Raw genomic sequence first — 13,049 nt, forward strand, 5'->3', positions numbered from 1 at the left:
TCAAAAGCCGATCGCGGCGTAGAAGACGGCAAACAAACCGTCGACGACGATCACCATGAAAATCGCCTTCACCACGGAGGCGGTCGTCCGGCGACCGAGCGATTCCGCGCTGCCCCCGACCGCCATGCCCTCGGTGCAGGCAATGAGACCAATGATGAGCGCCATGAAAGGCGATTTATAAAGGCCTGAGAGGAAGCTCGACATATCGATGGCGTCGTGCAGGCGAGCGATGAAAGCATCAGGCGTGATGCTCGAATAAAGCCACAGCATCATCATGCCACCTGCGAGAGTGGCAAGCGCAGCGATGAAGGACAGCAGCGGCAGAACGATCAACAGCGCCAGGATGCGCGGCAGGATGAGAACATTGATCGGATCCATGCCCATCACGCGCAACGCGTCGATTTCCTCGCGCATCTGCATGGAGCCAAGCTCCGCGGTGATGGCACTGCCCGAGCGGCCCGCAACCATGATGGCGGTCAACAAGAGCGAGATTTCGCGCAAAGCGAGAATGCCGAGGAGATCGACGGAGAAGACCTCGGCCCCGAAATAGCGCAGCTGGAAGGCCGATTGCTGGGCGAGGATGGCGCCGATGATGAAGGACATCAGCACCACGATCGGCACGGCGCGAAGCCCGATCATCTCCATCTGGTTGATGATCGCATAAAACCGCGCCGAGCCCGGATGCAGGATGACGTGCAGGATTTCCAGGATCACCGAGCCGAGCATGGTGACGATGCGTCTCGCATCCGCGATGATCGACAGGACAGTCTGCCCGACATCGGCAAAAACGTTCGACTTCTTGGGGTGCGGTAGCGTCTCGCCGTCTTTGAGCGCCACGCGCACCCGCTCGATCAGGGTCTCGCGTCCGTCCTCCGCGCCGACATAGGTGACGTCCCGGCCCGATTCCCGCCAGGCTTTCTCCAGCCGCACGAGGAGAAAAGCACCCGCTGTGTCGAGCGTCTCAAGATCGGACAGATCGATTTCCAAACGGCGCGCACGGCTCTCCTGATCGCCCGTCGCCTTCTGCAGCGAACGGTCGAGATTGGCGGCCTGGTCGATCGCCCACGCCCCCTTGGGCCGCAGGACAAAACGCTCGCCGACCAGTTCGTAGGAGAGATCGGACGTCATAACCTCACGTGACGTAACAACAGCTGACGCTGCCCTTGCAGCGTGCTAACGGTGCGGCCTTCATGGCGCGGACTTTGCCCGCACCGACCAGGCATCACAAGCGCAACGAGGCCACACATTTCAAATGATTGAGCGTCCTTATCTTATTTTCCTCGGCGACGTTCCGGACAAGCTCGCGGCCAAGACGGCCTATGGTGTCGTCGACTGGAGCCGAGAATGGTGTGTCGGTCAGCTGCGTCTCCCCGGCTGCCAGGCCGATACGGGTCTGAAGGATATGACGATTGCCGAGGCGACCGAAGCTGGCGCCCGCACCCTCATCATCGGAGCCGTCAATCCCGGCGGCGTGTTGCCTGAGCATTGGACGTCGACGATCGTGGAGGCGATCGAAGCCGGCATGGATATCGCAAGCGGCCTGCATGTGCGGCTTGCCTCCGTCGACGCGATCCGCGAGGCGGCCGAGCGCAAGGGCGTCAAACTCCACGACACGCGCCACGCCGATCGTCGCTTTGCCACGGGCAAGGGCACAAAGCGCCCGGGCAAGCGGCTTTTGACCGTCGGCACCGACTGCTCGGTCGGCAAGAAATACGCGGCGCTCGCGATCGATCGCGAACTCAACGGACGCGGCGTCAACTCGACCTTTTGCGCCACCGGCCAGACCGGCGTCATGATTTCCGGCCGAGGCGTCGCGATCGACGCCGTTGTCGCCGACTTCATCTCCGGCGCGGCTGAGTGGCTGTCGCCTGCGACCGAGCCGGACCACTGGCAGATCGTCGAGGGCCAAGGCTCGCTCTTCCATCCCTCGTTTGCCGGCGTCAGCCTCGGCCTTCTGCACGGTGCCCAGCCGGACGTCTTCGTCGTCTGCCACGAGCCGACACGCACCAAGATGCGCAATGTCGAAGCCCCGATTTCGACGATCGAGGCGGTGATCGAGGAAACGATGCGGCTCGGGCGCCTCACCAATCCGGACATTGCCCCGCTCGGCATATCGATCAACACGCAGGCACTCTCTGACGACGAGGCGAAAGCCTGTCTCGCAGAGGCGGAAGAACGCTATGGGCTGCCGGCCTGCGATCCGATCCGCACCGGTGTCGCCAAACTCGTGGACCGCCTTCTCAAAGAGTTCGTGGCATGAGCCTGTCGCTCGATCTCGCCGTCGAATCCTGGCCGATCGCCGGCAGCTTCACGATCTCCCGCGGTTCGCGCACCGAGGCGAAGGTCATCGTCGCGCATCTGAAGGACGGGTCCCATACCGGACGGGGCGAATGCGTCCCCTATCCGCGTTATGGCGAGACGGTTGAAAGCGTCGCAGAACAGATTCGCGGCGTCGACCTTGAAGGGCTTGACCGCGAAACGCTGAGAAAGCGGCTGCCGGCCGGTGCCGCGCGCAATGCAATCGATTGTGCCCTCTGGGACCTTGAGGCCAAGCGCGACGGCACGTCCGCCGCGGATCGCTGCGGCCACATGGTCGCCCGCCCGCTCGAGACCGCGTACACCATCTCTCTCGGCAGCCCGAGCGACATGGCAAGCGCGGCTCACCGTGCGGGTCACAATCATGTGCTCAAGCTGAAGCTCGGCGGAGAAGGCGATGCGGAACGCGTCCGCGCCGTTCGGGCGGCCATGCCGCATGTGCCGCTCATCGTCGACGCCAACGAATCGTGGAGCGAGCACAACATCCTCGAAAACATGCGCGCCTGCGCGGAATCTCACGTCCAGCTGATCGAGCAACCATTGCCGGCCGGTGAAGACGAGATGCTGCGGGAGATGCCGCATGTGGCGCCCATCTGCGCTGACGAGAGCCTTCACACACTCGCCGATCTCGACGGCCTCACCGGCAAGTACGACGCCGTCAACGTCAAGCTCGACAAGGCCGGAGGCCTGACCGAAGCGCTGGAGCTCGTCCGCGAGGCACGCCGGCGCGGCTATCTGATCATGATCGGCTGCATGGTGGGCACGTCGCTTGCGATGGCGCCGGCCGTCATCCTGGCCCAGGATGCCGATGTCGTCGATCTCGACGGCCCTCTCCTCCTGGCGCGCGATCGCCAGCCCGGCCTTGTTTATGTGGGCTCGCTCGTCGAACCCCCGACGCCGCAGCTCTGGGGCTGAGCCTTCAGAAAAGCTCTGAGAGACTGCTCTAGGCTTTGAGGCCGCGCGGAAGGCGCCATGCAATCGCAAGTGCGCAGGCGCCGAACGCGGCCATGAGCAGGAACGGCAGAGATGGTGCAATCCCGTAAAGCGCCCCGGCCGCCAGGGTGCCGCTGCCGATCACCAGCCCGGCGCTCAGCTGGTAGGCGGCCTGAAGCCGCGCCGTATGCCCTGCTTCAGCGACTGCGGCGAGCGCCATCATCGCCCCGAGATGCGTCGCCGCGAAGGTGAGGCCATGCAGGACCTGCAAGACGAAGGCCCATGAGACGTCGGTTGCGAAGGCAAAGAGCGACCACCGCAGCAGCGCGCCCGTGGCACCCGCGATGAGGAAACGTCGTGCGCCCCAGCCGACGAAATGCCGCGCGAACCAGAACAGCGCGATTTCGATGACCACACCGAGCGACCAGAGAGCCGCGATGACGAGGTCGGAGAAACCGAGCGAGCGCCAGTAGAGGCTGCCGAAGGCGTAGTAAGCGCCGTGGCTGCCCGTCACGAGGCTGGCGGCAGCGATGGTCAGAACGAGCCGCCGATCCCTCGGGAAACCGATCATCCCGCCACCCTTGGCCAGCTTTGCGGCCCGCCCGACCAGCGGCAGCGATAGCGCGGCAATGATCCCGAAGGCGAAAGCCGCAAGCTGCAGCCCGTATACGGCATCGACCGAGACGCTTGAGATGATCTGGCCGGCAGCGAAATTCCCGACGATGAACGCGACCGATCCCCAAAGCCGAATCCGCCCGTAATCATTGCCATGCCGACGCACGCCCGTGAGCGCCACAGCATCCCCCAAAGGCACGAGCGCATTCCAGAAGATCAGTGCGGCAGAAGAAATCAGAAGCAGCGCCGCAGCACCTCCGGCAAAATTGAGAGCAAAGAAAACGAGGGTCGCGATGCCGGCATAAAGTGCTGCGGCGACCCGCAATTCGCCGAGACGATCGGCGGCCGCGGCGAGCGTCCCGCTCAGGACCGCTCGCACCAGCAACGGCAAAGCAACGGCCACACCGATCTGCCCGTCGGAAAGCCCCTGCGCTTCGAGCCACACCGGGAAGAAGGGCAGATAAACGCCGAGCGCAAAGAAGACGGCTGCGAGGAAGCCCGCGCTCTTCAGTCCGAAAACGCGTCTTGCGCGGTGCTTGCCGTCGCCATTAGCTCTTTCTAAGCTCTTCCGGTCCATCTTCGGACCCGTCAACGCGATTGCGTTCTGGAAGAGGAAAAGGCATGGCGCGCCTGATCGAAAAGGGCCTGACGGACATCGAGTACGAGACGATGCTGTCGGCGCTGACCAGCACGTCGAAGGGACGCGCTTTCCTCGAGGAATATGTGCGCCGTTCGCGTCGCACCGAGACCCGTTCGCTGATGACGGCGATGACGCGGCTTGCGATGAATGTCAGCACACTGCGCACGCAGCTGAAGCCGAGTCAGATCGCGCGTGAATTGACGCGAATTGCGGGCAATGTGCCGCCGGGACGGGCGCGTCAGGATCTGATGGTGCTTGCCGCGGGTTTGCACGACGCAGCACCCGATGCCGCGGCAACCGCAGGACAGACGGCTGACATTCTGGAGCGTCTGAAGCAATTCCGTCCCTTCGGCACCGCGTCGGAAGAAAGCCGGGACGACCGAGACCGGGCGTCGGAAGAAAACCACTAAGCCGCCGAGCGATAACGAGCGAGCGCCTGCGCCAGGACGGAATCGTCGACATTGCCGCCGGAGAGAACCAGAACGACGACGGTTCCGCGCACATCGACCGAACCCGACAGCAAGGCGGCAAGGGCGAGCGCGCCCCCCGGCTCCAGCACCAGCCGAAAACGCTCATAGGCAAAGGCGATGGCATTGAGCGCCGCATCGTCGCTCACGGTGCGTGTTCCCGACAGACGCTCGCGATTGATGGCGAAGCCGATCTCCCCAGGTGCAGGCGCCAGCAACGCGTCACAGACGGAGCCGCTGGTTCGCTCGTTTCTGACGATCTGGTCGGCGGCCAGAGACCGGCCATAATCGTCGAAGCCTTCAGGCTCCATCGCAAGGACGCGGCAGTTCGGGGCACGCTCGGTCACCGCGAGCGACACGCCGGCAGCCAGTCCGCCGCCGCTGCAAGGCATCATGACGATGTCCGGGACAAGCCGCATATTGGCGAGTTCAGAGGCGATCTCGAGCCCGATCGTTCCCTGCCCGGCGATGACCTTGGTGTCGTTATAGGGATGGATCAGAAAGCCGCCCTCGCGGCGGATGAGGTCCGCAAGCACTTCCTCGCGGTCTTCGCGCGCACGATCATAGGTGATGATGCGGGCGCCCGCCGCGCGCGTTCGATTGACCTTCACCGCTGGCGCGTCTTCCGGCATGACGATCGTCGCCGGCACGCCTGCGAGACGCGCAGCCTCCGCCACGCCCTGGGCGTGATTGCCAGACGAACAGGCGACCACGCCGCCCGCAGCGGCGTCGCCCGCCGCCATCAGCGCATTGTAGGCTCCGCGAAACTTGAAGGAGCCGGTCCGCTGCATGCATTCCGGCTTCAGGAAGACGCGGGCGGCGAATTGCTCCGACAAGGCTGGCGCAGCAATGAGAGGCGTCCGCATGGCGCGCCCTTGCAGGCGGGTCGCAGCAGCCTCGATATCGTTGAGAGAAACCGGCAGGGTCATGGATCGCCCTTAAGGCGTTTTTCATCCGCTTTGAAGAGGTAGAAAAGTATCGTATCCGCTATTCTACGACGTCATGCGGCGAGCTGGCAGTCCGGTCCCTGTGCCTTGACGAGATTCTCGCGAAATTCCTGCACGCTCGCATCCCAGCTAAAGCGCGTCGCATAGGCCCGCGCCGCCTCTCCCGAAAGATCGAGGCACTGAAGCGCCGCAGCCCGCAGATCCTCGCTCAAAACCCCGATCTCGGGTTCCACGATCACATCGCTCGGGCCCGTGACGGGGAATGCGGCAACCGGCAGGCCGGACGCGAGCGCCTCCAGGAGAACGTTGCCAAACGTGTCCGTCAGGCTCGGAAAGACGAAAACATCCGCAGCCGCGTAGGCATGGGCAAGCTCCTCGCCTTCCATGGCTCCAAGGAAATGCACATCCGGATGACGCGCTTTCAGATCGGCAAGGGCCGGCCCGTCGCCGACAACGACCTTGGAACCGGGCAGGTCGAGCGACGTGAACGCCGCGAGGTTCTTTTCCACGGCGACACGGCCGACATTCAAGAATACCGGGCGCGGCAATCCGAGGTCGGCCCCGGCACGCGGATGGAAGAGATGGGAATCGACCCCGCGCGACCAGCGCATCAGATTGCGGAAGCCGCGTTCCGTGAGCTCGGCCTCCAGAGAAGGCGTCGCGACCATGCAGCCGGCGGCGGCGTTGTGGAACCAGCGCATCATGCCGTAGAGCGCCCCAAGCGGCACCGGCGCCCGCGCACGCACATATTCGGGAAACTTAGTGTGGTAGCTCGTGGTGAAGCGCTGCCCCGTCTTCAGGCAATGGCGCCGCGCCAGAAAACCGAGCGGACCCTCGGTCGCGATGTGAATGCAATCGGGGCGCGCCGCCTCGATCATGCGGCCGATACGCGTCTTCGTCGTCACGGAAAGGCGGATGTCCGGATAGGTCGGCATCGGCAACGTGGAAAAGCGCTCCGGCGCGATCACCGTGACCTCGTCGCCGCCCTCGGTCAGAATATCGACGACCCGCTTGAGCGAGCGCACAACCCCGTTGACCTGGGGGAACCAGGCGTCGGTGACAATGACGAGCCTCATCGGGTCATGCTCAGGCAGCAACCGGTGTCGGAGCGTGATGCGGCTCACTCATGGGGGCGGCCCGCATGATCTCCGACCAGCGGATGATCTCCATCCGCCCGTCGTGATGCTCGGCCACCGCGGTGCAGCTTTCGACCCAGTCACCGCAATTGACGTATTTGATGCCATTGCTGTCGTCGCGAATGGCCGCATGGTGGATATGCCCGCACACGACCCCGTCGGCGCCCTGGCGCTGCGCCTCCGCCGAGAGCGCTTCTTCAAACGCACCAATGAAGTTCACGGCGTTCTTGACCTTTAGCTTCGCCCAGGCCGACAGCGACCAGTAAGAAAAGCCGAGAGCGCGCCGCAGCTGATTGACGTAGGTGTTGACGCCGAGAGCCGTAACATAGGCCCAGTCGCCCAGGAAGGCGAGCCATCTGGCATGACGCACGACGACGTCGAACTGGTCCCCGTGGATGATCAGGAAGCGGCGTCCGTCGGCCGTCTCGTGGATGACGCTGTCACACACTTCGATGCCACCGAAATGGCTGCCGAGATAGCCGCGCAAGAATTCGTCGTGGTTGCCCGGGATATAGACGAGCTTGGCGCCCTTGCGGCCCTTGCGCAGAAGCTTCTGCACCACGTCGTTGTGGTACTGAGGCCAGTACCAGCCCCGGCGCAGGCGCCAGCCATCGACGATATCTCCGACGAGATAAATCGTCTCGGCGTCATGCACCTTCAGAAACTCCAACAACAGCTCGGCCTGGCACCCGCGCGTGCCGAGATGAATGTCCGACAGAAACAATGTCCGGAAATGATTTGGCGGAGCCATCGCCGTGCTTCCCATGTCTTTCAAGCATGAAAAACCCGATTCAGGTATCAGTTGTGTGACATCGGCCGACGCAAAGCTGCGGCAGGGCGTCCCGCGCTGGAATGAAAAGCCGCCTCCCCTAGAAAACGTCAACAAACATAGGAGAACGCCATGGATCTCGGCATCGAAGGACGGACTGCCGTCATATGCGCCTCAAGCCGCGGGCTGGGGAAAGGGTGTGCGGAAGCGCTCGCCAAAGCCGGCTGCCGGCTCGTCATCAATGGCCGCAACGCGGAGAGCCTGGAGACAACGGCAAGCGATCTCCGCCGTCTGGGCGCCGACGTCACCGCGGTCGCCGCCGATATCGGCAGCCGTGAGGGACAAGAGAGCGTCCTTGCCGCGGCAAAGACGGTCGATATTTTGATCAACAACAATGGCGGCCCGCCCCGCCGCGGCTTCCGCGAGCTGACGCGTGAGGACATGTTGGAGGGCGTCACTCAGAACATGGTGACACCGATCGAACTCATTCAGGCCGTCGCCGATGGCATGGTCGACCGCGGTTTCGGGCGGATCGTCAACATCACCTCCCTGTCGGTGCTGATGCCGATCCCGGGGCTCGACCTTTCCTCCGGCGCGCGGGCCGGCCTGACGGCCTTCCTCGCCGGGGTGTGCCGCGAATTCGTGCCCCACAACGTCACCATCAACAACATCCTGCCCGGCAAGATGGACACGGACCGCCTACGTGCGGGGATCTCCTGGCAGGCCGAAAAGACCGGGATCAGCGAGGACGAGGCAGCAAAGCGCGAGGCCGCCGCAATCCCCGCCGGGCGCTTCGGAACGCCGGAAGAATTCGGCGAGCTCGCAGCCTTCCTCTGCTCAGCGCATGCCGGCTACATCACGGGACAGAATTTCCGAGTCGACGGAGGCCTCCTCCCGGTCGCTTTTTGAGCGCGACCACACGGCCTGCCTCAAGGCGGTTTCGGGGAGGAAGGGATAGTCGGCAAGGGCCCCGCTTTGAACGGCCGCCACCACGAAAGCAGCAGCCACAAAAAAGGGGCCGGTCACCCGGCCCCTTCCGAATTCCAGGACTTCGACGAAGTCTCAGTATTTGGCGACGATCGGCTCTTCCACACGCGAGCCGCCGAACTTCATCTTCAAAGCGGCGGACAGGATGTGCACGGAGCCATCCGAGGTGCCGTCAAAAGGACCGTTGGAGAGCGGGCCTCCGGCAGCCGCCGGAATGAGATCGGTGTCATCGGCCGTGATGTAGGAATAGCCGACGTCGAAGGAGAAACGCTCGGTCGCCTGATAGCTCGCACCAGCGGAGAACCACCAGCGATCGTTGTCCGGCAGGCGGAAGGAGCGGTTGGCATTGTCGTTCGGCGACAATTCACGCGCCACACCGGCACGCACCGTGAGGTCCGGATTGACGTCGTATTCGCCACCGAGAGCGAAATACCAGCTGTCTTCATACTCGAAGCCCAGCGGGACAGGTGCCGGCGCGCCACTCAGCGTCACAGTTTCAAAACGGCTCCAGTTCGCCCATTCGATGCCGGCCGTCAGACGGAAACCATCCATGATGCGCTGACGCAGACCCACACTCACTTTGTCGGGCAGGTCGAAGCCGTCTGCCTCGACATCAAACCGCCCGATCTGGGTCACGAGCGGGCCTTCGAGATCGTGGTCGATGCGGGAGCGATAACCAATACCGATTTCCGTGCCGTCCATCGGCTTCAACTGAATACCGGCGGTCATGCCGAACCCGACGTCGTCCGCATCGTCGAGGGCCGAGACACCGAATACCGGAAGCGTTTGGCCGGTCAGGCGAACATTGGCGTATTCCACGACCGCGCCAACGGCGATGGTGAGGTAATCATTGAACTGATAGGCGACGACCGGGTTGGCCGCCATCGTGAAGACTTCCGTCGTTCCCGCAATACCGCTGGTGCGCACGAGCGAATTGTAATCGTATTTCGTCGCAAGCCCGAACGGCGCATTGATGCCGAGGCCGAGGATGATGTTGTCGTTCACCCGGTAGCCGTAATAAGAAGCGGGCACGGGCGCGTTCTCGGCGATATCCCCTTCGTTCTGCGGGAAGGGCGAGAGAATATCGACATCCGAGCGCGGCGCGATATAGGAAATCACGCTCTCACTCTGGAAGCCCATGACGGCGCTCAGTGTCGCCGGGTTCCAGAACATCGACGACAGGCTGCCGCCCGCTGCCATGCCGGCAAAGGCCATACCCTGACCATAAGCACTCTGCTCGCGCAGCGCGAATGCGCCTGCATGCGCCATGCTGCTCGTTGTCACAGCGATGAGTGCGGCGGCGGCCACGCTATGGCCGAGATGCCTCTTCAGTTTGTGCATTCGCTCCCTCCCCCGATTCGTTTGGCTCACATGTGGCAGCACTAAGCCATGCGTCTTTAGGACAAGCAATCGCGGAACGCCGACACCGGACGTGCTCCGCGTCTTCGGTAAGCGACTGTGACAAAACCGCCACGATTGCCGTTGCGGAAGTGTAGTGAAACAGTATTTCTTGGATATCTCCGCCTTGAGCTCCACAGATCTCTAGATCGCGGCCGGAAACTTCCCACACATACAGCCGGGCTCCGAAAAGCCAGAAGTGTGCCGGCAAAGCGCCGCCCGGAATGCCTCGCCAGACGCGAGCGAATAACATTCTCCCGATCGTCCACTCGGCAGGACAGAGATGCGCTCTGTCGCCGCAAGGCGCATCGGCATGCTTTGGGAGCAGCCTGTCTCCGCCCTACATTGAGAACCGTTCTCAGTTTTCGTCATCACGGATGACGCTGGTGGCGCCACTCTTCCCCCCGGGTCGGCGCCACGTCACATTTCGGAGGTCGCATGACCCATCATCGTCTTTTCGGCCGGCTGGTTCCCGTGGAACTGGCAGCCGCCATCATTCTCACGGCCGCAGCATGCTTCAGCTTTGTCGGCCACGCCCACGCCACCGACGTTCCCGGGCCTCTCGTGGACGTCGACTGGCTCAAGACCAATCTCGACCAGCCAGATCTCGTCGTTCTCGATACGAGGGGCGAGGCGGACGGATCCGATCCCTATGCGGAAGGCCACATTCCGGGCGCCGTCCACGCACCCTATCCGGGAGGCTGGCGCGCGACGCGTGACGGCGTTCCCGGTCAGCTTCCGGAGCTTTCAGCTCTTGAGAAACATATCGGCAGCCTGGGGATTTCCGGCGACGAGACCATCGTCATTGTCCCGGCCGCGTCGAGCTCCAGCGAATTCGGCGGCGCGACGCGCATCTATTGGACGCTCAAGCTCGCGGGCCTCGATCACCTCGCCATTTTGAATGGCGGCTACCGCGCCTGGAATGCCGATCCGAGCACGACGCTTGCGACGGATACGCCGGAAATCGCTGCAGCCGACTTCAAGGCGCAACTGCGGCCGCAACTGCTCGTCTCGAGCGATGACGTCCGTTCGCATCTCGATGACGGCTCCACCGTCCTCCTCGATGGACGTCCGGCCGAACAGTTCAAGGGCAAGGAAAAGCATCCGGCCGCGAAGCGCTTCGGTCATCTTCCGGGCGCCGTCAATCTCGACCAGTCGGTCTTCTTCGATCCGGCGACGGGAAAGCTCGTGCCGCAGACGGTCGCAACATCGCTGCTGCCAGAGGCTGCGGCGCAGTCGAAGGCCGAGGTGGTGAGCTACTGCAACACCGGGCACTGGGCCTCGATGAACTGGTTCGTGCTGTCGGAAGTTCTCGGCCACAAGAACGTGACGCTCTACGACGATTCCATGGTGGGTTGGACGGAAAATCCCGACAATCCGGTCGAGAGCGAGCGCAGCCGCCTCGACGACATCAAGGCCTGGTGGAACGGCAACGGCTAAGCCTGCCGTTTCCTGTCCCTGTCATAACTTGAGAGATTGAATGTCCGTCTCAGCTGAAACGGCGCGGGGGAGCGGTGCTCCCGCATCCGCTGCCGAAATCGTCGCCGCGATCGACCGCTCCGCCCTCGCCTTCGCGGCGGCCGCCCTTCTCCTCGGCACGCTGATCATCGGCTACGAGGTCTCGCCAAAGATGGCCTCGCTGTTTTTGATCGGAGCCGGGCTTGGCGCGGCGCTCCTTCACGGCGCCTTCGGGTTCACCGCCGGATGGCGAAATTGCGTCACGAAAAGCGATGGGCGTGGGCTCCGAGCTCAGCTCTGGGTCATCGCCTTCACGGCACTCTTTTTCATCCCGTTGATCAACGGGATGGTGCCCGACTTGACCGTCCAGGGTGCAATCGCGCCGGTCGGCACTTCGCTCATTGTCGGCTCGTTCCTCTTCGGCCTCGGCATGCAGCTCGCCAATGGATGCGGGTCTGGCACGCTCTTCACCCTCGGCGGCGGCTCGGGGCGGATGCTGATCACGCTCGTCGCGTTCATTATCGGCTCGGTCGTCGGTTCCGTTCAGCTCCCCTGGTGGCTCGACCAGCCGGGCTTCGATCCGGTCAACCTCGCCGAGTTCCTGACCGTGCCGGGTGCGCTGATCGCGATCTTCATCGGCCTTGCGCTCGTCGGCGCCCTCACCTTCGCCATGGAAAAGCGGGCGAACTTCATGGCCCCGGCCAAAAAGCCCGGGCATTTCTGGCGCGGACCCTGGCCGCTTCTGTGGGCCGGTGGCGCACTCGTCGTGCTCAACCTCCTGACGCTCCTCATCGCCGGCCATCCCTGGACGATCACCTATGGTTTCGCTCTGTGGGGCGCGAAGGCGGCACAGGCGATCGGCATCGACATGTCGGCGTACGAGTTCTGGCAATGGCCGAAAGGCGATCAGGCGCTGCACACCTCGCTTCTCGCAGACGTCACCTCGGTGATGAATATTGGCCTGGTGCTGGGCGCAATGGCGGCCGCCGCACTTGCGGGATCTTTCGCCAAGGCGCCTCTACCGAGTGCGAAATCCGCGCTTGCCGCCGTCATCGGCGGCCTTTTGATGGGCTACGGCGCCCGCCTCGGCTTCGGCTGCAACATCGGGGCCTTCCTCGGCGGCATCGCCTCGGGTTCCCTGCACGGGTGGATCTGGTTCGCCTCGGCTTTTCTCGGCACTCTGATCGGCATTCGGCTGCGGCCTGCCTTCGGTCTGGCGAATTGAGGCGGTGATGGCGCGTTATCTTCTTTTCGGCTTCGTGACGCTCGGGCTCCTGCTCGTTCTTGCCGACCATCTCCTGTCACCGCCTCTGCATCAGACGGGAACGAGCGACGTCGTCGCCTGCGCCCCTTGCGGCGCGCCCTGCCCGTCGACGCGATAAA

General features: G+C 63.6%; 13 protein-coding genes. 7 read left to right on the forward strand and 6 right to left on the reverse strand.

Features of this window, described 5'->3' with window-relative positions; all coding sequences use genetic code 11:
• On the reverse strand, window positions 1-1,128 hold the full coding sequence (locus NYQ83_RS08790; RefSeq protein WP_261214169.1) for an ABC transporter permease: 1,128 nt from the start codon (window positions 1,126-1,128) through the stop codon (window positions 1-3).
• A 124-nt stretch (window positions 1,129-1,252) separates the two neighbouring features.
• Between NYQ83_RS08790 and dgcN the strand changes: the two genes are divergently transcribed.
• Both dgcN and dgcA read left to right on the forward strand, forming a co-directional pair.
• Window positions 1,253-2,260 carry an N-acetyltransferase DgcN gene (gene dgcN / locus NYQ83_RS08795; RefSeq protein WP_261214171.1) on the forward strand — a complete coding sequence of 336 codons (1,008 nt, stop codon included), beginning with the start codon at window positions 1,253-1,255 and terminating at the stop codon, window positions 2,258-2,260.
• Entirely contained in the window at window positions 2,257-3,231 is a 975-nt protein-coding gene (dgcA, locus tag NYQ83_RS08800) for an N-acetyl-D-Glu racemase DgcA (protein WP_261214173.1), read from the forward strand. Before dgcN ends, dgcA begins: the two co-directional genes overlap by 4 nt.
• Window positions 3,232-3,259: 28 nt before the next feature.
• On the opposite strand, the gene NYQ83_RS08805 is transcribed toward dgcA, so the two are convergent.
• Window positions 3,260-4,441, reverse strand: coding sequence for an MFS transporter (locus NYQ83_RS08805; RefSeq protein WP_128291637.1), 1,182 nt, complete (start codon window positions 4,439-4,441; stop codon window positions 3,260-3,262).
• Window positions 4,442-4,485: 44 nt separating this feature from the next.
• Here NYQ83_RS08805 and NYQ83_RS08810 point away from each other — a divergent pair, with 44 nt between their 5' ends.
• Complete coding sequence (locus tag NYQ83_RS08810; protein WP_128291636.1) at window positions 4,486-4,914, forward strand: hypothetical protein; 429 nt, start codon at window positions 4,486-4,488, stop codon at window positions 4,912-4,914.
• On the opposite strand, the gene NYQ83_RS08815 is transcribed toward NYQ83_RS08810, so the two are convergent.
• From NYQ83_RS08815 to NYQ83_RS08825, 3 genes are all read right to left on the reverse strand, one after another.
• Window positions 4,911-5,900 (reverse strand): threonine/serine dehydratase, encoded by a 990-nt coding sequence (locus NYQ83_RS08815; protein WP_128291635.1) that lies wholly within the window; start codon window positions 5,898-5,900, stop codon window positions 4,911-4,913. The genes NYQ83_RS08810 and NYQ83_RS08815 overlap by 4 nt on opposite strands.
• A 71-nt stretch (window positions 5,901-5,971) precedes the next feature.
• Window positions 5,972-6,994, reverse strand: coding sequence for a glycosyltransferase family 4 protein (locus NYQ83_RS08820; protein ID WP_261214178.1), 1,023 nt, complete (start codon window positions 6,992-6,994; stop codon window positions 5,972-5,974).
• A gap of 10 nt (window positions 6,995-7,004) precedes the next feature.
• Complete coding sequence (locus tag NYQ83_RS08825) at window positions 7,005-7,805, reverse strand: UDP-2,3-diacylglucosamine diphosphatase (protein WP_261214180.1); 801 nt, start codon at window positions 7,803-7,805, stop codon at window positions 7,005-7,007.
• 150 nt (window positions 7,806-7,955) lie between these two features.
• Between NYQ83_RS08825 and NYQ83_RS08830 the strand changes: the two genes are divergently transcribed.
• Window positions 7,956-8,732, forward strand: a complete 777-nt coding sequence (locus NYQ83_RS08830) for an SDR family oxidoreductase (RefSeq protein ID WP_261214182.1) — start codon at window positions 7,956-7,958, stop codon at window positions 8,730-8,732.
• A 153-nt stretch (window positions 8,733-8,885) separates the two neighbouring features.
• Here NYQ83_RS08830 and NYQ83_RS08835 read toward each other — a convergent pair whose 3' ends face one another.
• Window positions 8,886-10,151: an OmpP1/FadL family transporter gene (locus tag NYQ83_RS08835; protein ID WP_261214184.1), complete on the reverse strand. Its 1,266-nt coding sequence runs from the start codon at window positions 10,149-10,151 to the stop codon at window positions 8,886-8,888.
• A gap of 495 nt (window positions 10,152-10,646) precedes the next feature.
• On the opposite strand from NYQ83_RS08835, the gene NYQ83_RS08840 reads away from it, so the two are divergent.
• Genes NYQ83_RS08840 through NYQ83_RS08850 form a run of 3 tightly spaced genes read left to right on the forward strand, consistent with a single transcriptional unit; the run spans window position 10,647 to window position 13,048 of the window.
• A complete protein-coding gene (locus NYQ83_RS08840) occupies window positions 10,647-11,648 on the forward strand; it encodes a sulfurtransferase (RefSeq protein WP_261214186.1) in 1,002 nt (333 codons plus the stop codon).
• Window positions 11,649-11,688: 40 nt separating this feature from the next.
• A complete protein-coding gene (locus tag NYQ83_RS08845) occupies window positions 11,689-12,891 on the forward strand; it encodes a YeeE/YedE family protein (protein WP_261214188.1) in 1,203 nt (400 codons plus the stop codon).
• 7 nt (window positions 12,892-12,898) lie between these two features.
• Complete coding sequence (locus tag NYQ83_RS08850; RefSeq protein ID WP_164879583.1) at window positions 12,899-13,048, forward strand: hypothetical protein; 150 nt, start codon at window positions 12,899-12,901, stop codon at window positions 13,046-13,048.
• Window position 13,049 lies beyond the last annotated feature (1 nt).

The sequence above is a fragment of the Afifella sp. JA880 genome, assembly GCF_025379905.1.
In the GTDB taxonomy this organism is placed as follows: Bacteria; Pseudomonadota; Alphaproteobacteria; order Rhizobiales; family Afifellaceae; genus Afifella; species Afifella aestuarii.

Coding starts and splice junctions, on each gene's coding strand:
- NYQ83_RS08790 (WP_261214169.1), bottom strand. CDS start 1,128: ATGACGTCCGATCTCTCCTACGAACTGGTCGGCGAGCGTTTTGTCCTG.
- dgcN (WP_261214171.1), top strand. CDS start 1,253: ATGATTGAGCGTCCTTATCTTATTTTCCTCGGCGACGTTCCGGACAAG.
- dgcA (WP_261214173.1), top strand. CDS start 2,257: ATGAGCCTGTCGCTCGATCTCGCCGTCGAATCCTGGCCGATCGCCGGC.
- NYQ83_RS08805 (WP_128291637.1), bottom strand. CDS start 4,441: ATGGACCGGAAGAGCTTAGAAAGAGCTAATGGCGACGGCAAGCACCGC.
- NYQ83_RS08810 (WP_128291636.1), top strand. CDS start 4,486: ATGGCGCGCCTGATCGAAAAGGGCCTGACGGACATCGAGTACGAGACG.
- NYQ83_RS08815 (WP_128291635.1), bottom strand. CDS start 5,900: ATGACCCTGCCGGTTTCTCTCAACGATATCGAGGCTGCTGCGACCCGC.
- NYQ83_RS08820 (WP_261214178.1), bottom strand. CDS start 6,994: ATGAGGCTCGTCATTGTCACCGACGCCTGGTTCCCCCAGGTCAACGGG.
- NYQ83_RS08825 (WP_261214180.1), bottom strand. CDS start 7,805: ATGGCTCCGCCAAATCATTTCCGGACATTGTTTCTGTCGGACATTCAT.
- NYQ83_RS08830 (WP_261214182.1), top strand. CDS start 7,956: ATGGATCTCGGCATCGAAGGACGGACTGCCGTCATATGCGCCTCAAGC.
- NYQ83_RS08835 (WP_261214184.1), bottom strand. CDS start 10,151: ATGCACAAACTGAAGAGGCATCTCGGCCATAGCGTGGCCGCCGCCGCA.
- NYQ83_RS08840 (WP_261214186.1), top strand. CDS start 10,647: ATGACCCATCATCGTCTTTTCGGCCGGCTGGTTCCCGTGGAACTGGCA.
- NYQ83_RS08845 (WP_261214188.1), top strand. CDS start 11,689: ATGTCCGTCTCAGCTGAAACGGCGCGGGGGAGCGGTGCTCCCGCATCC.
- NYQ83_RS08850 (WP_164879583.1), top strand. CDS start 12,899: ATGGCGCGTTATCTTCTTTTCGGCTTCGTGACGCTCGGGCTCCTGCTC.